24 protein-coding genes, 1 tRNA gene and 1 pseudogene are annotated in these 22,577 nt (G+C 60.3%); 7 read left to right on the top strand and 19 right to left on the bottom strand.

The window, feature by feature from the left end; translation table 11 throughout:
* Nucleotides 1–416 precede the first annotated feature (416 nt).
* The 4 genes from msrQ to clpB all read right to left on the bottom strand — a co-directional run bounded on the left by msrQ (nt 417) and on the right by clpB (nt 5,385).
* Nucleotides 417–1,022 carry a protein-methionine-sulfoxide reductase heme-binding subunit MsrQ gene (gene msrQ, locus ISX84_RS13055; RefSeq protein WP_195820825.1) on the bottom strand — a complete coding sequence of 202 codons (606 nt, stop codon included), beginning with the start codon at nt 1,020–1,022 and terminating at the stop codon, nt 417–419.
* Nucleotides 1,023–1,045: 23 nt separating this feature from the next.
* Nucleotides 1,046–1,951, bottom strand: a complete 906-nt coding sequence (msrP, locus tag ISX84_RS13060) for a protein-methionine-sulfoxide reductase catalytic subunit MsrP (protein WP_195820826.1) — start codon at nt 1,949–1,951, stop codon at nt 1,046–1,048.
* A 99-nt stretch (nt 1,952–2,050) separates the two neighbouring features.
* Nucleotides 2,051–2,713: an HAD family hydrolase gene (locus ISX84_RS13065; RefSeq protein ID WP_195820827.1), complete on the bottom strand. Its 663-nt coding sequence runs from the start codon at nt 2,711–2,713 to the stop codon at nt 2,051–2,053.
* A gap of 53 nt (nt 2,714–2,766) precedes the next feature.
* A complete protein-coding gene (gene clpB, locus ISX84_RS13070) occupies nt 2,767–5,385 on the bottom strand; it encodes an ATP-dependent chaperone ClpB (RefSeq protein WP_195820828.1) in 2,619 nt (872 codons plus the stop codon).
* Between the two features lie 554 nt (nt 5,386–5,939).
* On the opposite strand from clpB, the gene pyrF reads away from it, so the two are divergent.
* Complete coding sequence (gene pyrF / locus ISX84_RS13075) at nt 5,940–6,656, top strand: orotidine-5'-phosphate decarboxylase (RefSeq protein WP_195820829.1); 717 nt, start codon at nt 5,940–5,942, stop codon at nt 6,654–6,656.
* Nucleotides 6,657–6,871: 215 nt separating this feature from the next.
* Here pyrF and ISX84_RS13080 read toward each other — a convergent pair whose 3' ends face one another.
* Complete coding sequence (locus tag ISX84_RS13080; protein ID WP_229884315.1) at nt 6,872–7,342, bottom strand: NUDIX hydrolase; 471 nt, start codon at nt 7,340–7,342, stop codon at nt 6,872–6,874.
* A gap of 28 nt (nt 7,343–7,370) precedes the next feature.
* On the opposite strand from ISX84_RS13080, the gene ISX84_RS13085 reads away from it, so the two are divergent.
* On the top strand, nt 7,371–8,624 hold the full coding sequence (locus ISX84_RS13085; RefSeq protein WP_195820830.1) for a DNA polymerase IV: 1,254 nt from the start codon (nt 7,371–7,373) through the stop codon (nt 8,622–8,624).
* Between the two features lie 3 nt (nt 8,625–8,627).
* On the opposite strand, the gene ISX84_RS13090 is transcribed toward ISX84_RS13085, so the two are convergent.
* Nucleotides 8,628–9,488: an N-formylglutamate amidohydrolase gene (locus ISX84_RS13090; protein WP_195820831.1), complete on the bottom strand. Its 861-nt coding sequence runs from the start codon at nt 9,486–9,488 to the stop codon at nt 8,628–8,630.
* 150 nt (nt 9,489–9,638) lie between these two features.
* Between ISX84_RS13090 and ISX84_RS13095 the strand changes: the two genes are divergently transcribed.
* Nucleotides 9,639–9,713, top strand: a tRNA-Val gene (locus ISX84_RS13095).
* A gap of 88 nt (nt 9,714–9,801) precedes the next feature.
* The gene (gene ykgO / locus ISX84_RS13100) at nt 9,802–9,927 is read left to right on the top strand and encodes a type B 50S ribosomal protein L36 (protein WP_039685556.1); all 126 of its coding nucleotides are present in this window, start codon (nt 9,802–9,804) and stop codon (nt 9,925–9,927) included.
* Between the two features lie 46 nt (nt 9,928–9,973).
* On the opposite strand, the gene ISX84_RS13105 is transcribed toward ykgO, so the two are convergent.
* Genes ISX84_RS13105 through ISX84_RS13120 form a run of 4 tightly spaced genes read right to left on the bottom strand, consistent with a single transcriptional unit; the run spans nt 9,974 to nt 11,872 of the window.
* Nucleotides 9,974–10,357, bottom strand: a complete 384-nt coding sequence (locus ISX84_RS13105) for a hypothetical protein (RefSeq protein WP_195820832.1) — start codon at nt 10,355–10,357, stop codon at nt 9,974–9,976.
* A gap of 29 nt (nt 10,358–10,386) precedes the next feature.
* Nucleotides 10,387–10,617: a hypothetical protein gene (locus ISX84_RS13110; protein WP_195820833.1), complete on the bottom strand. Its 231-nt coding sequence runs from the start codon at nt 10,615–10,617 to the stop codon at nt 10,387–10,389.
* 11 nt (nt 10,618–10,628) lie between these two features.
* Complete coding sequence (locus tag ISX84_RS13115; RefSeq protein WP_195820834.1) at nt 10,629–11,174, bottom strand: YybH family protein; 546 nt, start codon at nt 11,172–11,174, stop codon at nt 10,629–10,631.
* A 23-nt stretch (nt 11,175–11,197) separates the two neighbouring features.
* Entirely contained in the window at nt 11,198–11,872 is a 675-nt protein-coding gene (locus tag ISX84_RS13120) for an FMN-dependent NADH-azoreductase (RefSeq protein WP_195820835.1), read from the bottom strand.
* A 131-nt stretch (nt 11,873–12,003) separates the two neighbouring features.
* On the opposite strand from ISX84_RS13120, the gene ISX84_RS13125 reads away from it, so the two are divergent.
* Nucleotides 12,004–12,894 carry a LysR family transcriptional regulator gene (locus ISX84_RS13125; protein WP_195820836.1) on the top strand — a complete coding sequence of 297 codons (891 nt, stop codon included), beginning with the start codon at nt 12,004–12,006 and terminating at the stop codon, nt 12,892–12,894.
* Nucleotides 12,895–12,949: 55 nt separating this feature from the next.
* Here ISX84_RS13125 and ISX84_RS13130 read toward each other — a convergent pair whose 3' ends face one another.
* From ISX84_RS13130 to ISX84_RS23575, 3 genes are all read right to left on the bottom strand, one after another.
* On the bottom strand, nt 12,950–13,276 hold the full coding sequence (locus ISX84_RS13130) for a nuclear transport factor 2 family protein (RefSeq protein WP_195821305.1): 327 nt from the start codon (nt 13,274–13,276) through the stop codon (nt 12,950–12,952).
* A gap of 41 nt (nt 13,277–13,317) precedes the next feature.
* Entirely contained in the window at nt 13,318–13,521 is a 204-nt protein-coding gene (locus ISX84_RS13135) for a hypothetical protein (protein WP_195820837.1), read from the bottom strand.
* Nucleotides 13,522–13,914: 393 nt separating this feature from the next.
* Entirely contained in the window at nt 13,915–14,103 is a 189-nt protein-coding gene (locus ISX84_RS23575) for an RNase H family protein (protein WP_442800627.1), read from the bottom strand.
* Nucleotides 14,104–14,485: 382 nt separating this feature from the next.
* Between ISX84_RS23575 and ISX84_RS23580 the strand changes: the two are divergent.
* Both ISX84_RS23580 and ISX84_RS23270 read left to right on the top strand, forming a co-directional pair.
* Nucleotides 14,486–14,653: pseudogene (locus tag ISX84_RS23580) on the top strand (J domain-containing protein); the annotation flags it as partial.
* A gap of 222 nt (nt 14,654–14,875) precedes the next feature.
* Nucleotides 14,876–15,034, top strand: a complete 159-nt coding sequence (locus ISX84_RS23270; RefSeq protein WP_229884316.1) for a hypothetical protein — start codon at nt 14,876–14,878, stop codon at nt 15,032–15,034.
* 150 nt (nt 15,035–15,184) lie between these two features.
* Here the strand turns inward: ISX84_RS23270 and ISX84_RS13150 are convergent, their stop codons facing one another.
* From ISX84_RS13150 to ISX84_RS13175, 6 genes are all read right to left on the bottom strand, one after another.
* The gene (locus ISX84_RS13150; RefSeq protein WP_195820840.1) at nt 15,185–15,607 is read right to left on the bottom strand and encodes an SRPBCC family protein; all 423 of its coding nucleotides are present in this window, start codon (nt 15,605–15,607) and stop codon (nt 15,185–15,187) included.
* Nucleotides 15,604–15,921, bottom strand: coding sequence for an ArsR/SmtB family transcription factor (locus ISX84_RS13155; protein WP_195820841.1), 318 nt, complete (start codon nt 15,919–15,921; stop codon nt 15,604–15,606). Before ISX84_RS13155 ends, ISX84_RS13150 begins: the two co-directional genes overlap by 4 nt.
* 92 nt (nt 15,922–16,013) lie before the next feature.
* The gene (locus tag ISX84_RS13160) at nt 16,014–16,661 is read right to left on the bottom strand and encodes a pseudouridine synthase (protein WP_195820842.1); all 648 of its coding nucleotides are present in this window, start codon (nt 16,659–16,661) and stop codon (nt 16,014–16,016) included.
* 117 nt (nt 16,662–16,778) lie between these two features.
* On the bottom strand, nt 16,779–19,223 hold the full coding sequence (locus ISX84_RS13165; protein ID WP_195820843.1) for a GcvT family protein: 2,445 nt from the start codon (nt 19,221–19,223) through the stop codon (nt 16,779–16,781).
* Nucleotides 19,224–19,236: 13 nt separating this feature from the next.
* Nucleotides 19,237–20,127 (bottom strand): homocysteine S-methyltransferase family protein, encoded by an 891-nt coding sequence (locus tag ISX84_RS13170; protein WP_195820844.1) that lies wholly within the window; start codon nt 20,125–20,127, stop codon nt 19,237–19,239.
* Nucleotides 20,124–22,577: a GcvT family protein gene (locus tag ISX84_RS13175; protein WP_195820845.1), complete on the bottom strand. Its 2,454-nt coding sequence runs from the start codon at nt 22,575–22,577 to the stop codon at nt 20,124–20,126. Before ISX84_RS13175 ends, ISX84_RS13170 begins: the two co-directional genes overlap by 4 nt.

A 22,577-nucleotide genomic window follows, 5' to 3' on the forward strand; every position in this document is an offset into this window, starting at 1 on the left:
GCCGCCGGTGAGGGGGGGTTCTACGGTTAGTACGGGGGACCCGCAACCCCTTTTTTCAGGAAACGTCATTTTTTTTACATGTTTCTTGTTTTTCCTTTGAAAACAGGTGGTTGCTTACTCAAGATTTCGCAAAATATGGGTTTTGAGCAGGATTATTTCGTTTGGCCACATCCAAGGCCCACCCTGCTTCCGCTATATATAGCGTTATCCACAGGGCTATCCCCAAGACTCCGCGAGTCACCGGGCAAATCAGGCACGACTCGGGGCGTGAATCAGGTGAATCGCTGCCGATTCAGGTGCACCGGGTCAAAGGATTCGTCCAAATGGTCAAAAATGAATCGGTTTGGCGGGGTGATTTGCGGTCGAATCTGCAAATCACGGGTTTCGAAACCGCTCAACAATGATGCGGATGGGCCTCAGGCCGCCTGTTTGCTGCGCAGCTTGGGCAGCCGCAGCGCCAACAGGCCCAGAATCACGGCCATATAGATCACCGGCTCCAGCGCCCAGGTCTTGGTCAGCATCATATAGTGCACCCCGCCCAGAATAACGGCCACATAAGAGAGACGGTGCAGTTTGCGCCAACCGGCTCCAAGTTTGCGCACCGACCAGTTGTTTGACGTCAGCGCCAGGGGGATCAACAGCATAAAGCCTGCCATACCGATTGTGATATACGGGCGCTTGAGGATGTCCGCCCAGATCTGGCTCAGGATGCCCACGTCCAGCACCAGCCAGACCAGCAGGTGCAGGGACACATATATAAAGGCGAGCAGGCCGAACATGCGGCGGAACTTCAGCAGGTTGATCCCGAGGTAGCGGCGCAGCGGCGTGATGGTCAGGCCGATGATCAACAGTTGCAGGGCAATTTCGCCCAGTTCATGTTCCAGCGCCTTGATCGGTTCGCGGCCCAACCCCCCCGTCTGCGCGAGGTAGAGCAGCCAGGGCACCGGCAACAGATACAGTATATAGAGCACCCATGTGGGCACCCGGCGCGCGAAGGCGTTGATACGGTCAACAATTGTCATGGCATCAGCCTAACACAGACGGCTTAATAATTGACCGTCAGGTCCATGCCCTCATAGAGGCTGGCGACCTCCTCTTCGTAGCCGTTGAACATCAATGTGGGCACACGCTTTGAAAACAGACCGCCCCCGACCTTGCGTTCCGTCGCCTGGCTCCAGCGGGGGTGATCCACGGTTGGGTTCACATTCGCATAGAAACCGTATTCGCTGGCTTGCAGCGCCTGCCATGTGTTCACGGGCTGATCTTCGGTCACCGTGATCCGCACAATCGACTTGATCGATTTGAACCCATACTTCCACGGCACCACCAGACGCAGGGGCGCGCCATTCTGGTTCGGGATGGTTTTACCGTAAATGCCGGTCGCCATGATGGTGAGCGGATGCAGCGCCTCGTCCATGCGTAGACCTTCGACATAGGGCCAGTCGATGGTGCGATACTTCTGCCCCACCATCTCTTCGGGCCGGTAGAGCGTTTCAAAGCGCACGTATTTGCCCTCGGGCATCACACCGGCCAGCGCCAGCAGGTCCGCCAGTTCAAATCCGTTCCAGGGGATCACCATCGACCAGGCCTCGACACAGCGGAAGCGGTAGATACGTTCCTCCACCGTCATCTCGGCCATGATGTCCTTGAAGCTGTAGTCGCCCGGCTTTTCGACAAGCCCATCGATCGCCACCGTCCAGGGATCGGTCGTCAACGCGCCGGCATACGTCGCGGGATCGCTCTTGCCGGTACCGAATTCATAGAAGTTATTATATTGCGTGATGTCTTCCCACGGGTTCGGTTCCAGCGCCTCTTCGGCCTGCGCGCCCGCACCGATACCGGCAAGGGCCACGCCGGACGCCGCGCCTGCCATCAGTTGGCGGCGGTTCATGAAATGCGCCTGCGGCGTCACATCTTTATGCGTCAGCGTGTTGGTCCACCGATGTGCCATCATCTACTCCAAAGCAATCGCGTTTCAGCTCATGTAGAGAGTAGTACGTGCAGGACCAAACCAATTCGAGTCACGAATGAGACAGCAGTCTGTAACTATTCACGCCAGCGCGCGCAGGTTCAGCATGCCGGGCAGGTCGTCCATGCTTTGAAAGAGAGCGTCACAGATCGGGGCCAGACGTTCCGGATCGGTCTCTGCCACATAGCCGAGGCAATACATGCCCGCCGCCTTGCCCGCACGGGCACCACTGGCGCTGTCTTCGACCACCACGCAGCGATCAGGTGAAACACCCGCCTCGGCTGCCGCCTTGAGGTAGACGTCAGGCGCCGGTTTGGGTTGGGCGACATCTTCGCGCGAATAAATCTGACCATCCAGACGCTGGCGCAGCCCGGTGCGGGTCAGGGTGATTTCCATCTTGCGGTGCGGCCCGTTGGAGCCGACGGCGTAACCGATCCCGGCTGCATCCAGCGCGTCGAGAACACCGACAACCCCGGGGACAAGGTCAACCCCGGCCTCCAGCGCCTCGAACATCTCACTATATATACTGTCGAGCCAACCGTCCGGCAGCTGTGCCCCCATCTCGCGAGCGGTAGACATCACGCCCGCCATCGTCCCCCCGACAAAGAGATCGACAATACGTTCAAGGGAGATTTCCAGCCCATGACGCGCAAGATTGTCCTGAATGACCACATTGGTGACCGGTTCGCTGTCCACGAGGACACCGTCACAGTCAAAGATCACCAGGTCTGGAGGGAAATTCATAAAAAAGGCCGGGGTTAAGTCCCGGCCTTTGTGCAGTTATTTTGACCGCGCCGTCAATGTACGACGGCATCATCCGGTTTCGGGCGGTTCGACGCGGCAATCCGGTCGCCGATGATCAACCCTTCGCTGCCCGCACTGACGCTCACGCTCTCGCCGTCTTTGACGTCACCCGCCAAGAGCATCTCCGCCAGGGGGTCCTGAAGCGCCCGCTGGATCACGCGCTTGAGCGGTCGCGCCCCGAAAACCGGGTCATAGCCTTCATCCGCCAGCCAGGTCCGCGCGCCGTCGTCCAGATCCAGCGTGATCTTCCGCGCGGCCAGCCGCTTGAGCAGACGCGCCATCTGGATATCAACGATGCCGTCCATATCCTCGCGGCCCAGACGATCAAAGATGATGGTCTCGTCCAGTCGGTTGAGGAATTCCGGACGGAAATGCGCCCGTACCGCATCCATCACATCGCGCTTGGCATCCGAGGCATCCGCCCCATCCGGCAAGCGGCTGAGGCTTTGCGCCCCAAGGTTCGACGTCAGGATAATGAGCGTCTGCTTGAAATCCACGGTGCGGCCCTGACCATCGGTGAGCATCCCATCGTCAAGCACCTGCAACAGCACGTTGAAGACATCCGGGTGCGCCTTCTCGACCTCGTCGAAAAGCACAACCTGATAGGGCCTGCGCCGCACAGCCTCCGTCAGCACACCGCCCTCGTCATAACCCACATAGCCGGGAGGAGCCCCGATCAGACGCGCCACGCTGTGTTTCTCCATGAACTCCGACATGTCGATGCGCACCATCGCGCTGTCATCGTCAAAGAGGAACTCGGCCACGGCCTTGGTCAGCTCGGTCTTGCCCACACCGGTCGGACCGAGGAAGAGGAAAGATCCCAAAGGCCGGTTCTCGTCGTTCAGACCAGCACGTGCGCGCCGTACCGCATTGGCAACCGAACGCACGGCGGTTTCCTGACCGATCACGCGCGTGTGCAACTGATCTTCCATGCGCAGCAGCTTGTCGCGTTCGCCTTCCAGCATCTTGCCCGCCGGGATACCCGTCCAGCGTTCGACAACACTGGCAATCTGGTCGGGGCGCACGGCCTCTTCCACCAGCACATCGGTTTCGTCGCGACCCTCGGCCTCGCCCAGCTGTTTTTCAAGCTGAGGGATCACCCCATAGGACAGCTCACCGGCCTTCGCCAAATTGCCTTCCCGCTTGGCAATCTCAAGCTCGGCACGGGCGTGATCCAGTTTTTCCTTGATGTCCCGCGCGCCTGCCATCTTGTCCCGCTCGGCCTGCCATTTGGCGGTCAGCGCGTCGCTTTTCTCCTGCAGTTCCGCGAGGTCCTTTTCAAGCGTGGTCAGGCGGTCCTTACTCGCCGCGTCATCTTCCAGACGCAGAGCCTCGGCCTCGATCTGCATCTGCAAGATCTGGCGGTCCAGCGCATCCAGTTCTTCGGGCTTGCTGTCCACTTCCATGCGCAACCGGCTCGCCGCCTCATCGACAAGGTCGATGGCTTTATCCGGCAGGAATCGGTCGGTAATGTAGCGGTGGCTGAGTGTGGCTGCGGCCACCAGCGCCGAGTCCGAAATTCGCACGCCGTGGTGCAGCTCGTACTTCTCTTTGATACCGCGCAAAATAGATACGGTATCTTCCACCGTCGGCTCCAGCACCATGACGGGCTGGAACCGCCGCGCAAGGGCTGCGTCCTTCTCCACATACTTGCGGTATTCATCGAGCGTGGTCGCACCCACGCAGTGCAACTCACCCCGCGCCAAGGCAGGTTTAATCAGGTTCGCGGCATCCATCGCGCCGTCTGCCTTGCCTGCCCCCACCAGCGTGTGCATTTCGTCGATAAAGAGGATGATCTCCCCTGCGGCCTCAGTGACCTCGGTCAGAACAGCTTTCAGCCGCTCTTCGAATTCACCCCGGTACTTCGCGCCAGCAATCAGCGCGCCCATATCCAGCGCCAGCAGCTTCTTGTTGCGCAGGGATTCGGGCACGTCGCCGTTCACGATACGCAGAGCAAGGCCTTCGGCAATCGCCGTTTTACCGACACCGGGCTCACCAATGAGGACGGGGTTGTTCTTGGTCCGACGGCTCAACACCTGCATGGCGCGGCGAATCTCTTCGTCACGGCCAATGATCGGGTCGATCTTGCCTGCCTCAGCGCGCTCCGTAAGGTCCATCGCGTATTTCTTCAGCGCGTCGTATCCTTCTTCGGCGTTGGCGGTGTCGGCGGTGCGGCCCTTACGAACGTCGTTGATCGCCGTGTTCAGCCCCTGTGCAGTTACGCCACCTGCGTCCAGCGCGGTTTTGGCAGCCGATTTCACCATGCAGAGCGCCATCAGGATGCGCTCAACCGGGACAAAGCTGTCGCCTGCCTTCTTGGCCAGGGCCTCGGCCTCTGCCAGCACCTTCTGCGTCGCATTGTCAAGATAGACCTGGGCGGCATCGCCGCTGACCTTGGGCATCTTGGACAAGGCCAGCTCAACCGATTGCACGACATCTGCAGGCTTGCCACCCGCAGCGGCAATCAGGTTGCTCGCCAACCCCTGATCGTCGTCCATCAGTGCCTTGAGGATGTGTTCAGGCGCCAGCCGCTGATGGCTGTCGCGCGTCGCAATTGTCTGTGCCGCCTGAATGAAACCGCGCGATCGCTCCGTGAACTTGGTCAAGTCCATGGGTATTCTCCTTTATGTAAAGCGTCCCGGATGTGCTGCGCCCGGCATAGCGGCACGACAGCGGTCAGGACCTTGAGGTTTATTTGGGGCGCAGGCGAGCCCGCTTCAAGAGGCTGCTACGCCCCGCATTTGCGATACCTTATCCTGCAAGTGGTTGCTCTGATATGAATCAAACGAGCAACCCTTGTGGGAATAGCCGCCGCCCTTTCCCCGTTTTTGACCCCCTCTGATCCCCTATCTTTGATGCCATGTGAAGGCGTACCCGCACCGCAGTCCTTCATCGTATGTAACCAGTTGGCTTGTTCTGCCAGTTCCAATTGTGCCCCGGGTCCTCACAGTTCCACTTCAGGCCCGGGGGCGCAATCTGCCACAGGAGCAAACCTCGGTTTGCCGGTAACTTGCCCGCTTGACGGGAAGGCCGCACGCTTCTGATCGGCTTATCACCTTGACCCGGAGCGCATGGGAGATGCCTCCGGGTCTTTTTCCGCCCTGCTGTGCAATGGACAGGCAGACCCGTTCCGCCTAAGAGACACCGATGGCAAAAGGAGCGGCATATGGTGGATGACAGACTGATCGTGGCGCTGGATGTGCCAAATGCTCTGGCAGGTCATCAGCTGGCCACGCAGCTCGGCGACGCCGTCAATTTCTACAAGATCGGTCTGGGCATGCTGACAGGCGGCGGTCTGGCGCTGGCCAATGAGCTCAAACAGGAGCATGGCAAACGCATCTTCCTGGACATGAAACTCTTCGACATCAGCGCCACGATAGAAGCCGCCGTCCGGGGACTGGCACAGTTCGATCTCGATTTTCTCACCGTGCACGGTGACCCGCATGTGGTCGCCGCCGCAAAGGAAGGCGCGGGCGGGTCGGAGATGAAAATCCTGGCCGTTACCATCCTGACATCGCTGGACCGATCCGATCTTGATGCCTGCCAGATCCGTCAGGGCGATGTGCCGGATCTGGTTGTCGCACGTGCCGCCGCGGCCCTTGAGGCCGGCGCCGACGGTGTGATCGCCTCCCCCCAGGAAGCCGCGCGAATCCGCGCCCTGCCAGAGGCCCGGGATCGCCTGATCGTCACCCCCGGCGTCCGTCCTGCAGGCGCGGATCTTGGTGACCAGAAACGTGTGGCGACCCCCGCGAATGCTATTTCTGCGGGTGCGGACCATGTCGTCGTCGGCCGTCCGGTCTGGCAATCGGCAAATCCGCGCGCGTCTGCAGAGGCGATTCTGGCCGAATTGAACAGCCCGCAGGCCCACAGCCCAAACCACTGATCCAACGTCAGAATTCGGAATTGTCCACAACCGGAACGCACCCATTGGGTCCAAAGAGGGACCGCAAGACACTGTGGCCGTAACACAACAGACCACAGGATGTGGTCTTTAAGACTTTTTGGTTATTAGGCGAATTCGCCTTTAGGTGGTAAGTTGACGTAAGGTGATACTCCCCAACGAACCACGTCTTCCTGAGGTTCGTTACCTCCCCCCGCTCAGATCAGCGGGGGGTTTTTCCTTAAAAGCTCCCGTTCTTCTGCCAGGTAGATGGCCAGCCGTATCTTGAAATTCGGCACGGCCTTGGGGTGGTTCAGAAAGTCGGTGACAGCCATCACCTCCCAACGCTGGCCCTCATCTCCAAACCGGATGGAACCCACGATCTCTTCGGGCACATGCGCGACAAAGAACCAGTTCACCTCGCTCTCAGAGGGGAAACACCGCCCCCAGGAAATCACGTCGGGCCGGATCGTCAGACCCAGCTCCTCAAAGGTCTCCCGCAACGCGCAGGCCAGCGGTGGCTCTCCCGCCTCCCGCCCGCCCCCTGGCAGGTCCCAATAGCCCGGAAACGGGATCGTCGGAATGTCATCGCGCAGGATCACGATGATCCGGTGGCCCACCAGCAGGGCCAGCTTGGCCCCCGTGAACGGCATGTTCATTTCATCTGCAGTGGCGTAAGATCGGGACATGCACGCACCTTAACCGAACCGCCGGATTATGCCCGCACTTTGCCGCGATTGCCTGACCGAATTTGACGACAGCCGCCGTTGCCCCGCCTGCGGCAGCCCGCGCGTGGTTGTGCATGACGAGCTTTATACCCTCTCCATTGCCCATATGGACTGCGATGCCTTCTATGCCTCGGTGGAAAAGCGCGATGACCCCAGCCTGATGAGCAAACCGGTCATTATCGGCGGCGGGCGGCGCGGTGTGGTTTCCACCGCCTGCTATGTGGCGCGCATTCGGGGTGTCCGCTCGGCGATGCCGATGTTCCAGGCGCTGAAACTCTGCCCCGACGCGGTGATCATCAAACCACGGATGGAGGCCTATGTTGATGCCTCCCGCGCCATTCGTCAGATGATGGAAGAGCTGACGCCCGACATTGAACCCCTGTCGCTGGACGAGGCCTTCATGGATCTCTCCGGCACCGCGCGGCTGCATGGTCACCCGCCCGCGGTGATGCTGGCGCGACTGATCAAACGCATGCGTGACGAGCTGGGCCTGACCGGCTCCATCGGTCTCAGCCACAACAAGTTCTTGGCCAAGGTCGCCTCCGATCTCGACAAACCGCACGGGTTTTCGATCATCGGCAAGGCGGAAACGGATGATTTCTTGCGGGACCAGCCGGTACGGCTGATCTGGGGCGTGGGGGCCGCCACGCAAGCCTCACTCGACAAGGCCGGTATCCGCACCTTTTCCGATCTGTTGCGCTGGGACCGCACCGAATTGATTGCGCGGTTCGGATCGATGGGGGACCGCCTGTGGCACCTGGCGCGGGGTCAGGATCGCCGCCGTGTCTCGGCACATACGCCGATGAAATCGATCTCCAACGAGACCACCTTTCACGAGGACACCTCCGACCCTGAGCTTTTGGACGGCCATCTCTGGCGGATGGCCGAAAAAGTGGCCGATCGCGCCAAGGCCAAGGGGCTCGCAGGCCGCGTGGTTACGCTGAAACTGAAACGGGCGGATCACTCGCTGATCTCAAGGCGGCTGAGCCTGCGCGACGCAACGCAGATGGCCGATACGGTCTATCGCACCGCGCGTGGACTTTTCGATCAGGTCGGCGATCAGGGTCCCTACCGGTTGTTGGGGTGCGGTCTCTCCGATCTGATCGGAGCCGAGGATGCCGACAGATCAAGTGATCTGCTTGACCCACAGGCGAAACGGCGCGGCGAGGCCGAGCGCGCTACCGATGCCATCCGTGCCCGCTTTGGGCCGGATGCCATTCTGAAAGGTCGCGCGCTGCGATAGCGCCTATTCAGCCGCCAGCGGCGTCCGTTCCTGACCGATTTGGGCAATGTCCGCGATCACACCACGCAGGGTGCGCTGAACATCGGCGAAATGCTCGGAAGGGCGGATCAGGGATTCGTCCATGTAGATGGCGCGATCGATCTCCACCTGTACCGCATGCTGGCCGCGCGTGGGGCGTCCATAAGCCTGCGTCACATAGGCGCCGGCAAAAGGCGCGTTGCGGGTCACGACAAAGCCGGCCGAGGCAAAAGCCGCTTCAACACGGTCCACAACGTCACCCGCTGCTGCTGCGCCAAAACGGTCCCCCAGCACAATCTCTGGGCGTTTCGCACCGGAACGGGCGATGCCTTGCACCGCCTCATGTGGCATGGAGTGGCAATCGATCAGTACCGCCTGCCCATGGTGATTCACTGCCTCATCCAGCAGACTCTGCAACGTGTTGTGATAAGGATGCCAATAGTCATCCAGCCGCCGCTTGGCTTCCACAAGGGTGATCTTGCCGCGGTAAATCGCACGGCCATTGGCCACCACGCGCGGAATGACCCCGAGGCCCGAAGCCACACGCGGGTTGTGCCCCCGGCGCCGCACGCCTTCGATCAGGGCGGGGTCAAGCTCGTCGCTGCTGCGGTTCAAATCGACGAAGGCGCGGGGCGCGCCAGCCTTGAGAAAAGTCGCGCCAAATTGCGGGGCGCAGTCAAACAGCTGATCCACAAAGGCATCTTCGGAGGTGCGGATCGCCAGATCATCCAGAACGGTTGTGCGCAGCAGAGACCACGGGTATTCCCGTCCGCTGTGAGGGGACGCGAAAACCACGCAGGACGCATTGCTTTCGGGATAACTGACTTCAAACGCTGACTTCGACATACGCCTTCCTCCGGCCCTGACCATAGCGCAGAAAAACCAAAAACCAAAAGCCCTTGATCTTATGCGCGACTCCTTTTAAAGACCCCGCTACCGGCGCGACTTTTCGCGCCCCATTTTTGTTTGGGGCACAGGGTTTCGCGCAGGTAAAGTGGGTGATTAGCTCAGCGGTAGAGCACTTCGTTGACATCGAAGGGGTCACTGGTTCGATCCCAGTATCGCCCACCACCTGTTTCACCCGTCCGGCCCGCCGGACGACCCGCAACCCCGGCGCTGGCCAGCGCGCCGACTGAGAAGAAGACATGAGGAGACGACCATGAAGGTTCGCAATTCGCTCCGCTCGCTCAAGAACCGGCACCGCGACTGCCGCATTGTGCGTCGCAAAGGCCGCGTCTACGTGATCAACAAGACCCAGCGTCGGTTCAAAGCCCGTCAGGGCTGATCAAACCACGTGATGCAAAAAAGCCGCTCCCTCGGGGCGGCTTTTTTCATTGGGGACAGGTCGCCGTGTTTGGACCGTCGCATACCCCGGCATGGGTGCCGTGCTGTGCTGCCGATGCTTTGTCACCCCTGGTCGAGATGTCGTCACCCAGAAAGGCGAATGTCACGACGGCGAGGTCGCCCGATATGCGGATCTGGGGCTCTCCGATGGGCACGATGGACCAGCTGCGGAATCCCGACAAGGTCCAGGTGCGGGCGTAGGCGTCGAAACTCTTCAGCACCACGACCTTGTCGTCGAAACTGTCAACGACATGGATCTGGCCGGTCGAGAACAGCGCGCGCAGCCTCTCGATATCAAAGGGATTGGTGCCGATGTTCCAGGCCGCGAACCATCTGTTCATGCCTTCGGTAATCTGCGCGTGCGGTGTCATGGTTTCAGTCCTTTCGGTCGTGGATTGTCTCAGCCAGCCTCGACCCAGCGGCCGAAGCGCGCCATCAGATGCGGCATAATGAGAAAGTTCAGAAGCGGGACGACGATCAACGTCAGAACCAGCGTTCTTGCGATCAGCGGCCAGTCCCCGATGACCGGCCCGGTCAGGGCCAGCACCAGGGTGATGAGGGGGAAGATGGCTGCCCATAGAAGGGCAGCACGCCGTAGCGATGACTTGTTGATCAGGATTGGCGTCGTCATGGCCTTGCTCCTCAGTTGCGGTCATCGCTGATGAGCGACCGTGTGGTCTCTGGGTCCGGGAAGGGAACCGCAGACGAGCCGTGCTCGTGGATGATCCGCCACGCCCCGTCCTCCTGTTTTTCAAAGATCAGGGTTACGCGGGCCTCCGGAAAGGCAATCGGATCTCCGTTAGGCATGGTGCCCGATCCCGACAGCGATACGGTGGTCCAGGCGATGTCACCCCGGACCGTGACGCGCATGTCGTCCGCCGGGACCAGCATCCATTCCGCAGGCAGCGCCATGAAACCCTCATAGTAGCGCGATGCGGCGTCCCAGCCTTCGACGCCATTATGCGGCCGGCCAAAGTCGTAGGAAAACAGACGTTCGTCCTGAACGTAGAGATGGGCGATCTGATCAATCGAGAACGGGGCGTCGGGGCTGGTGCTCCAACCCGCCACCCAGGCACCGGTCAATTGGCGCAATTCCGCGTCGTCCGCGGTGTCTTGGGCCTGTCCTAATCCAGCGACGCCAAGCGCGAATACGGCTGCGAGAGCGGTGGTTTTGAAAAACTGTGTCATGGTCTTGCTCCTTTCGATGTGTGTCAGGCGGCCACGGTTGCGGCTGCCGGTTTGGTCAGTTGTTTGGCCAGTTGTGAAAGTGTTTGCGCCGCAGCGGCCTGCTGGTCCGGCAGGTGCGCCTTGTCAACGGCGGTCAGTTCGACGGCCACCTGAGTGACGTCCTGGATGCCGATAAATTTCAGCGCATAGTCGAGATAGCGCGCCTGGAAATCCCAGTCTTCGACGCCGGTTCCGGGGGCGACGGTGCCGCCGCGCGCGGTGATAACCACAGCGGATTTGCCGCTGAGCAGCCCCCAATTCTCATAAGGGGCATCCGCACGGGGCTGATAGGTGTAGCCGGGTTGCGCGATGATATCGATCAGGTGCTTGAGGACATAGGGCACGCCGAAGTTCCACATCGGGGTCGAGATCACGATCAGGTCCGCATCGGCGATGCGATCAATGACCTGCGTCACGCTTTTCCAGGCACGGGCCTGGTCGGAGGTCGGATCCTCGCCATTCAGCAGGGCATATTTGGCATCGATCAGCGCACCGTTGAAGTCTGGCAGGTCGGTGTTCCACAGGTCCATCCGGTCGATTTCGACGGTTGGGTTTGCAGTCTGGATGTCAGCCAGAAATTGCGTCGCCAGTGCGATGGAATGTGAGCGTTCCTTGCGTGGCGAGGCTTCGATATAGATGATCTTGTTGAGCGGTTTCATTGTCATGTCTCCGGTTTGATCTGTTGTCTGGTCCTCACAAACATCACGCTGCTGGGGCTTGATTGCCAATTCGAATGGCCCGTTCTGTGATAGGCATTGCTTATTAAAGGCTGTTCTGGCAGATTTGGGTCATGTCAGGATTCAGGCGATACGAGTGTTTTGTGGCGGTCGCCCAGACGCTGCACTTTCGCAAGGCGGCCGAACAGGTCGCGATGACGCAACCCGCGCTCAGTCAGCAGATCGCAGCGCTTGAAAAATCCCTGGGTGTGAAGCTCTTTGATCGCGATCGGCGCAAGGTAAGTTTAACCCAGGCCGGCAAAGTCCTGTTGCCTGCTGCTCGGGACGCACTAATGCAGCTGGAGAAGGCCCAGGCCGAGATCAAACGCCTTGCAGCGCAGGACGACACGCTACTGCGGATTGCCTTTCTTGAGTATCTGAAGGTTCCGCATCTGAGCCAAGTTCTGGGTGATCTCAGGCAGAAACACCCCGAGATCGACGTCCGGATGTCAGAGCTGCATTCCGACGCTGTGCTGCATGCGCTTGTTGCCCGCGACATCGAGGTCGGTGTCGGCTTCCTGCCCCCGGACCATCCCGATCTTGCGGGGCGCGAGACCATGAGCGGCGTCTGGATGGCAGCGATCCCAGAGGACCACGCCTTGTCGCAGTTCGACGAGCTTCCGCTGGACCGGCTGGCTGGGGACAGCGTGATCACCTTCGCCCGACATCTCAATTCACCGCTTTATGACAAGGTGCTGCGCCTGATGCAGTCCGCACATCCCGAGGCCCGCATTGCCTACCACGTGTCCCAACCCTCGACGGGGCCGGAGTATGTGCGCGACGGGCTCGGGTGTTTCCTGCATGCGTCCTATGTGTTGCCCGATCTGCCGCCGGGGGTGACCCGTCGGCCCGTGTCGGGCTTTGATCCGATCTCCATCGGGCTGATGTGGCGATCAGACCGGAAAACGAAGGCAGTTCGGGCCTTTCTTGAGGCGCACAAGCGTGAGATCGCGAAAAACGGTTGACGCACCCACAGCGGTGGACCCAGCCCCGGGTCATAACCGCGCGCCCGCGCAACGGTCACTCGCTCAATCCGGCGGCCTTTTCGACGATGTACCAATTGCCCTCATTCCAGGTGATCGTCTGCACCATCTTCGTGATCTTCCACCCCATTTCAGTGCGCACCAGCCAGTTGTCATAATATCCGATCATGGTCTGAACCGGGCCACCCCTGACATTGGGCAAGTGATACTGGGCGTGCAACATCACGCGGACATAGGCCGTGTCTCCGTCGATCTCGATGATCAGCGGCATGGCGATATGCTGCGTGCCTTTGAGATTGGCAAAAAGGGTTTGACCGCGTTGACCCAGGCGTCGACCGATATGCTCTGCAATCCTCCGCCCAATGACGCGGTGAAATCCATCTGGATCTCATCGGTGAAGACTGATCAGTGCAGCTCCCAGTCCTGCATGTCGAACGCCAGACCATAATTGGTGATGACCTGGCGGATTTCTTCGCGGTCCAGCAGCGTCTGCAGCTTCGCCTCGACAGTATTCGTTGGGTCTACGAGGGGGGCTTGCTGCGGGGTTGCAGCGGTCGGCACCATCAGCGCTGTTGCTGCGGCCAGAAGGAAGGACTTTATCGGTGTCATCGGACGATCTCCATTTACGAGGGGGATTGGATCGAGGCAGCATGCCGCGTCGATCTCTTTCGTTGTGCCGCCTTCCCCTGAGGCTCCACTCAACGACTACCGTAGGAACTTGATAGCACCTACCTACACGCTCACATCGCCCAGTGTTTCGTCGCAGCTTTCCCTGATGTCATCTCTGTGGGGTTCTTGGGAGGTGCGACTTTAGCGAAGTGGTAGTAGTCGTGACCGCGTGAGGTCTTGCCCCCACGATCAGGCTCAGGAGGGACGCAGGGGTTGCGTTTGTCATGGAGTGACTCTTTTCTAAAAGATTGGGGGCAGCAAATCTGAATGCCTCGTTCCCAGAGTTTGGGGGGGCTTCAGATTGCAGAGCTGGTCTGCAGATGTTTCGGTGGGCTAGTTCAGTACCCGGCTCGATTGGGAGGCTTCCTGTGCGAGTTGTGCTTGCTGTGAAGCCATGCCATCGACTTCTTCGTTCCCTTGGTCATCTGAATGACCTTTGACCCATGCCCAAGTAATTTGGAGGCCTGTACGGTGTTCAGCTAGACGCTGCGTTAGGTCCATGTTCTTGACGGGCGAAGGGATCGCCTTTCTCTTCTAGTGCATATGTGCATGAAAAGGCCAAGGTCAGCGGCCACTTGCATCATCTGCCATCCAATCTCTCCGGTTTTGCCGTAGAAGATCAGAACGGCCCTGTTTGGATTAGATGAGGCGAGGTCAAACAAAGCGGGAACAGCATATTGTTCCCCCTGGCATCTTTGGGCTGCGGCTAGCAGGTATCACAGAGGCGACACCCTTTGATAGCATGCGTCTGATGGACCAAACCGACCCGCAGATTTGACAGCAGATCTTTGTCGCGCGCTTGCGAGCGGCAGTTAACCAAAATCAAATGTATTCGTATTCGTGTAAAATTTTTCTCAATATAGTGGAGACATCTTAACTTCTTCAGTCACGGTTCGGAGATAAAATGTCAGCAACACCGAAACATGCAGCCCGCGTCCTGGGCTTGACTGATGAAGCAACGCTGGCCGATGTACGGCGGGTACGGCGCGCGCTGGCGCTTAAGTATCATCCTGACCGGTCCAGCGATCCAGTGCGGTCATCGCGTCACATGGCACGTATTAATGCCGCCGCCGACACATTGATCGCTCATCTCAGAGACCAAGCCCCGAAAAAGCCTGACGGAGAATGCCGCGACCGCCAGGAGTTTGCACAACGGAATACTGAACGCCGCGCGTCGGGCACAGGCCAAACCTCCAGAAAAGCAGGAGACCGGGCCAAAGCTGCGGCAGGGGAAAAAGCATCGCGCACTGACAAAAATGGTGCCCGCCCAGAAAGCAAAACGACGGCGCACGTGATGACGGCTCAGCCCTCTGCCCGTAAAACCTCGCCAGCAGAAAGCCTGCTGATCCGGTTGGCGACGGCCTCCTACCGCAACGTATTGGACCGGATTGGCACGGTTGCGCCTGCCCCGACGGTAGACACAAGAGTGCTTTGCTATCCGGCTGCGCATTAAGCCGCCCCGGAGCGCATAACGTCTCTGCTCCGGCACTCTTGCGGCAAACGGGCGCTTGGGCGTGGCACGATAATCACTTTGGTCAAACTGCGCCTTTTAAAAGCAGACGTCGAGAAAAAGAGCCGCTCGCGAAAAGCGGCTCTCTCCATATCAGGCGGCCTCCCCATGCACAGCCTTGCGCATGTCCATGAGATGCCCATCCCAGCCATTGTCGAGCGACAGCGTCAGATCAAAGGCTTCAGCGCCCTGCGGCAAGCCTGCGTGCTCCAGTGAAAGCTGCGTGCCGCCGGGCACGTCCGTCAAGGTCCATTTCACCAGGCTTTCCGCATCCCCCATCGGCTTCACCGTGAAGCTGTACTCAAGGTATTCCGGCTCTCGGGCGACCTTGACCTCTCCCCAGATCAGCTTGTCGCCGCTTTGCGCGCCGAACATCTCCAACCTTGCGCCTTCTTTCAGGGTGACCTTGGGAGGATGGAACCATTCGGCCAGGTGTTTGGGCTCGGTCAGATAGGCCCAGACCTTGGCCCGGGGTGCCCGCAGGAAAATGGTTTTCCGTAAAACTGTGTCAGTCATTTTTCATCCTTTTCGATTGCAATTTTCAGTGCGGAAAGATTGTCATCCCAGAAGCCGTCAAAGTAACTCAGCCAGTCGAAAACAGGCGTAATCCCTTTTGGATTCAGCTGGTTGATCCGTTCGCGTCCTTGCGGATGGACGGTTATCAGGCCGCCATCGCTGAGCACGGTCAGGTGTTTCTTCACTGCCGCGCGGGTCATGTCGAAGTTCTGTGCGACCTCGGCAATTGTCAGATCGCGGTCCCGCAACATCAGCAGAATGTCGCGCCGGGTCGGATCCGCCAAGGCGCGAAAGGCGGATTGTACAGGGGTCATGTGTCCTCCAATGTGATACTATATGGTATCTCTTTTATATAACCAAAAGGTATCACGTCAAGCCCAACGATACTTGGCGGCAAATGTGAGGATCAGAAGGGCGCTGCGGCCCTTATTTTCATGGATCGCCCGCCCTGCGGATGCTTGAATCGAAGCTCGAGGCTGTGCAGCATCAGCCGCGGAAAGTCACGCGCCGGGCCTGTGGCGTAGAAAGGGTCACCGAGAATCGGGTGGCCGAGCGCCAACATATGCACCCGCAGCTGATGACTGCGCCCGGTCTTGGGGTGCAGCCGGACACGCGCGGTATCGCCCTCGTCTTTCAGCACGCGCCAATCGGTCTGTGCCGGTTTGCCCTTCTCAAAGTCCACCATCTGGCGCGGGCGGTTGGGCCAGTCGACAATCAATGGCAGGTCCACGGTGCCGGTCTTCTTCGTCGGCACGCCCCAGATCCGCGCGACATAGGTCTTCTGGGTCATCCGTTTCTCGAATTGCAATCCGAGGTGGCGTTGTGCATGGGGTGTAAGCGCAAAGATCATGACACCGGATGTATCGCGGTCTAACCGGTGCACCAGCAGCGCATCCGGGAAAGCCGCCTGCACCCGGGCCAACAGGCAGTCCGCGAGTTCAGGTCCCTTGCCGGGCACAGAAAGCAGACCTGCAGGCTTATCGACCAGCAGCACCTCTGCGTCCTCGTGCAGAACAACCAGGGGATCCTGAGGGGGAGCGTAAGCGTCACTCATGCCGCCTGCTCGCAGATGCGCGCGCGATGTTCAACCCTTGCGGTGCGCGCAACAGTCGGTGGCCTAAAGCCCACCTTACCTGCTTTCAGGTAGGGTGGGCTTCAGGCCACCCTTATCTCAGACTTTCACGCGTTCAGACTTCGGGTCGTACATTGGTTTCAGCGAAGCTTCAGCTTTCACCAATGTCCCGGCCACATCGATGTGATACTCGGAGGCCAGCACCTCGGCCGCGGTCTCACCAGAACAGGGCACATAGCCCAGACCCATCGCACCACCCAGGGTGTGCCCATACGCGCCCGACGCCAGATACCCCACCAGCTCACCATTCCGCATGATCGGCTCGTTGTGATAGAGCAGCGCCTCCGGATCGGTCAGCTTGAACTGCACAAGCCGGTTCTTCAGGCCTTCCTCTTTCTTGCGCAGCACCGCATCACGGCCCACGAAATCGGGCTTATCGGTCTTCACCGCAAACCCAAGCCCCGCCTCCAGCACGTGATCTTCGCAGGTGATGTCATGCCCGAAGTGGCGGAAGCCCTTCTCCATCCGGCAGCTGTCCATCATATGCATGCCGCAGAGTTTCAGGTTCAGATCCGCTCCGGCTTCGATCAGCGTCTCACAGACATGGGCGGCCATCTCTGAGGAGACATAGACTTCCCAGCCCAGCTCGCCCACGTAAGTGACCCGGTGCACCCGCGCCAAGCCATGGCCGATCTCGATCTCTTGCGCCGTTCCGAACGGGTTCACCTCGTTGGAGAAATCATTCGGCGACACCAGATTGAGCAGCGCGCGGGAATTGGGGCCCATGACCGCTAACACGGCCTCGCCCGCCGTCATATTCGTGATCACCACGTTGAAATCACCCACGTGACGGCGCATCCAGGTCTCATCGGCCAGACGCGTCGCCGCTGGCGTGACCACCAGATAGGCGGTCTCGCTGACCCGCGTCACCGTCACATCTGCCTCGATCCCACCGTTCGGGTTGAGAAATTGCGTATAGACGATCTTGCCCACCGGCACGTCATACTGGCCACCGCCCACGTAGTTCATGAAGGCCGTGGCATCCCGCCCCTCGACCCGGATCTTGCCGAAGGAGGACATGTCATACATGCCGACATTGTTGCGGATCGCGGTGTGCTCTTCAGCTATGTTGTTGAAGAAACTCTGGCGTTTCCAGCTGTATTCATACTCCGGCGTCTGCGTCGGTTTCGCGATCCAGTTGGGCCGCTCCCATCCTGCAAACTCGCCCATGACCGCGCCGCGATCGAGGAACTGCCAATAGACCGGCGAGCGGCGGATTTTGCGCGCGGTTTCCTTCTGGCGGAACGGGAAGTGGTCGGCATAGAGCAGACCCAGCGACTCAGTAGAGCGTTCGTAAAGGTAGCTTTTGTTGCCCTGAAACGGCTCCATCCGGGAGATATCCACGTCGCCCAGATCGAAAGGTTTCTGCCCGTCTTCCATCCACTGTGCGAGCGCCATGCCCGCGCCGCCCGCGGACTGAATACCGATTGAATTGAAGCCAGCCGCCACCCAGAAATTATCCAGCTCCGGCGCAAGGCCCAGATGGTAGGCATCGTCGGGCGTAAAGCTCTCGGGCCCGTTAAAGAACGTATGGATACCCGCTTCGGCCAGCATGGGCAGACGCTCGACCGCCGCCTCAAGGATCGGCTCAAAGTGATCGAAGTCCTCCGGCAATTGGTCAAACTCGAAATCCGCCGGAATGCCGCCCATGCCCCAGGGTTTCGCATTGGGTTCAAAGGCACCGAGCAGCATCTTGCCCGCATCTTCCTTGTAATACGCACATTCATCCGGCACGCGCAGCACCGGCAGCTGTTTCAGCCCCTGGATGGCTTCGGTCACAATATAGAAGTGCTCGCAAGCGTGCAGGGGCACATTCACCCCTGCCATGCGGCCCACCTCATGCGCCCACATGCCGCCGCAGTTGACCACCATGTCGGCGGTGATATGGCCGCTCTCGCCACCCTGCTCCCAGTCGACACCGGTCACCCGACGACCGTCTTTCACGATGCGTGTGGCTTTGGTGCGCTCCAGCACCAGCGCGCCGCGTTGACGGGCGCCCTTGGCCAGTGCCAGTGCGATGTTCGCCGGGTCACCCTGCCCGTCCTTGTCGAGGTAGACCGCCCCGGTCACCCCGTCGATGTTCAGATGCTCGTAACGCTCCTTGACCTCGGTGGGCGAGATTTCCTCGACCTCCACACCAAAGGCCCGCGCCATCGCGGCCTGGCGCAAAATCTCTTCGCGGCGTTCTTCGGTCAGCGCCACAGTGATCGACCCGCAGCGTTTAAAGCCGGTGGCCACACCGGTTTCTTCTTCCAGATTGCCGTAAAGCTCCTGGGAATACTTCGCCAGCTTGGTCATATTCGCCGTCGCCCGCAGCTGTGCAATCAGCCCTGCGGCATGCCATGTGGTGCCCGAGGTCAGCTGCTTGCGCTCCAGCAAGACCACATCTTTCCACCCCAGTTTTGTGAGGTGGTAAGCAACGGAGCAGCCAATGACGCCCCCTCCGATGATGACAACGCGCGCGTGCGACGGTGGCAAAGCCATGAGCAGTGTTCCTTTAAACGATGGTATGACCGACGGCCTGCAGCCGCCGGGCGAGTTCAGCGATATGGGCGGGGCTGACTTCACAGCATCCGCCGACGATGGTGGCTCCCAGACCAACCCATTGCAGGACGTATCCGGCATAGGCACGCGGCCCCATGTCCCGCCGGGCGGTTAGCGCCTCGACGGTGGGTTTGGCCTTGAGAAAATCTTCAGTGATCATTTCAAACGCATTGGCATAGCCACCGAAGGGCTTGCCGAGCGGTGCGAGGATCGGCAGCGCCTGGGTGACCGCTTCGGGGGCTGAGCAGTTGATCAGCACCGCGTCTGCCCCGGCGGCCACCTCCAGCGCATCGGCCAGTGGCTCATCCGAGCGCAGTCGCGTGCCATCGGTGTCCGAGACGGTCAGCGACAGCCAGACGGGCAAATCCGTCGTGCGGGCACCGGCCAACGCATCACGCGCATGGGCGACGGACGCGCAGGTCTCCAGAATGAGAACGTCGCACTCTGGCGCGAGCGCCTGCGCCACTTCGGCAAAGAGCGGCACAGCCACCTCCGCCTCCGGGTGCAGATCAGGGCGATAACTTGCTTGGAGCGGGCCGATCCCTCCCGCGATGCGGCCCGCTCCATGTGCCGCGCGTGCGGCTTTGGCCTCTGCAAGTGCTGCTGCATGCAGGGCCTCAAAACGCCCCTCTAGGGCTGTGTCTTCCAGACGGTCGCGATGGATCGCGTAGGTGTTGGTCGTCGCAATGGTGGCCCCTGCGGCAAAGAAATCCGCATGCACCCCCTGCACCATGCCGGGATGGTCCGACATCACCTGCGTCGACCACAAGGGCGTGGGCCGATCCCCTGCGCGGTGGATCAGCTCCTGCCCCATGCCTCCATCCAGAAGCGTGATTTGTGTCACGCACGGATCCTTTCGTTTTCCGGATCCCACAGCGGCTGGTCGGGTTGCACGGTGGCCTTGCGGCGGTGACCGTAGATTTCCACCTCCACTTCGGTGCCCGGTTCGGTCAGGTCCTCGCGCAGCATGCCCAGAGCCACGGATTTGTTGATCCGGTAGCCCCAGTCACCACTTGTGGTTTCGCCGACAACCTCGTCACCGACAAAGAGCGGCGACATGTAAGGCGCGTCCTGATCACCCGCATCGACGATGAGTGTGACGAACTGCTTCTTGCTGCCTTGTTGCTTTTCACTGAGAAGTGCAGCCTTGCCGATGAAGTCCTGCGGCTTGTCGAAGCGAATGAAGCGTTCCATCCCGCCTTCGAGCAGGGAGTAGTCGGTGGAGAGGTCGCCCTTCCAGCTGCGATACCCTTTCTCGACCCGCATGGAGTTCAGCGCGAACATGCCAAACGGTGTGGCGCCTGCATCGCGGATGGCCGTGTAGACGGCAGCACTGTCCTCAAAGGAGGTATGCACCTCCCACCCCAATTCGCCCGCGAAGGAGATGCGGAAGAGTTTGGCCGGCTTGCCCGCCACGGTCGCCTCTTGGATGGTCAGCCAACCAGTGGAGAGATCCGCGCCTTCGACGATGCCAGACAGCATGTCGCGCGACTTCGGACCGGTCAGCAGGTGCGTCGACCATTCCTTGGTGATGTCGGTCAGCGTCAGCGACCCGTCGGCGGGCAGACGGCCTTGCAGGAACTCAAAGTCATGCCACTGCGCCACGGCAGCCGTCATCAGCCAGAAGTCGTCTTCCCCCCAGCGGATGATCGTCACCTCGGTCACGATCTTGCCGCGGCTGTCGGTGAAATAGCCGAGGTTCATCCGGCCCGCCTTGGGCAGCGCGCCTGCGATTTGCCCGCGCAGCCATTCCGCAGCCCCTTCACCCGAGAGCGTGTAGCGCGAGAAGCCCGGCATATCGAGCACGCCTGCACCATCGCGCACCGCTTCGACCTCCTCTTTCACACGTACCGCCCAGGGGCCGTTGCGGTCCCACGTCTCGGTCGCGGCTTCAGAGGTATCGTCGCCATCCTTGGCAAACCAGTTCGCCCGCTCCCACCCGTTGTAGGCGCCCATCTGGCCACCATCAGCCAAGAGGCGGTCATGGTTCGGCGACAGCTTCTTGTCTCGCCCCGCAGGCCATTCGTGATGCGGGAAGTGCATCGCGTACTCGTGGCCATAGGTCTCCAGCGCTTTCGACAGGCAATAGTCGCGATCCGCATAGTCGGTGTAGCGGCGCGGGTCGACGGCCCACATGTCCAGCTCGGTCTCACCGTGCATGATCCATTCGCTGAGGCACTTACCCGCGCCCCCACCTTGCGCGATGCCGAAGGTGAAGGAATGCGCCTCAAAGGCGTTCTTCACACCCGGCATCGGGCCGATCATCGGCAACCCGTCCGGCGCATACGGGATCGGGCCGTTGATGTTCCGGCCAACCCCAGCGGTGCCCAGAGCAGGCACCCGCTCCATCGCGTCTTCGATGTAGAATTCCAGCCGCTCCAGATCATCCGGATAGAGCTGGAAGGAGAAGTCTTCCGGCATCGGATCGTCCGGCGTGACCCAATGCGCCTTGCAGTTGCGCTCATAGGGCCCGAGGTTCAGACCGTTCTTGTCCTGTCGCAGGTAGTAGGAGATGTCCACGTCGCGGATCATCGGCATCTTGTGGCCCTTTTCCTTGGTCCACTCGGCCAGTTCTGGGATTTCATCGGTCAGGAAATACTGGTGCGACATGACAACCATCGGAACGGTGCGCCCGCCGAAGGGCTTGAACATCTCGCCCACGCGCTGCGCGTAGTAGCCCGCACAGTTGGCCACATACTCGCAGCGAATGTCCCCCTTCTCGGTCTTCACGATCCATTCATCACCGTCACGCTCGATACCCTTGACTGGGCAGAACCGCTCGATCCGCCCGCCCGCGTCGCGCGCACCCTTGGCCAGTGCCTGGGTCAGTTGTGCGGGGTCGATATCGCCATCCAGCGGGTCCCACAGACCCCCGGCCAGATCGTGGGTTTCCATGAAGGGGTTGAACTCTTTCAGCTCCTCCGGCGTGCAGATGTCCATCTCCAGCCCTTGATAGCGCGCCTGCGACGCAACCCGCTCGAACTCCATCATCCGGTCTTTGCTGTGCGCCAGACGCACCGCCCCGGTGACGTGGTAGTTCATCGGATAGTCGACATCCTTGGCCAGGGTGCGGTACATCGACAGCGAATAACGCTGCATGTTCATGACCGCCCAGGAGCCTGCGAAGTTCGGGCAGTTGCCCGCCGCGTGCCAGGTCGAGCCCGCCGTCAGCTCGTTCTTCTCCAGCAGCACACAGTCGGTCCAGCCCGCCTTGGCGAGGTGATAGAGCGTCGAGGTGCCGACGACACCACCGCCAATGATGACCACGCGGGCCGTTGTTGGAAAATCTGCCAT

The organism is Roseobacter sp. MH60115, from assembly GCF_015644665.1.
GTDB lineage: Bacteria > Pseudomonadota > Alphaproteobacteria > Rhodobacterales > Rhodobacteraceae > Roseobacter.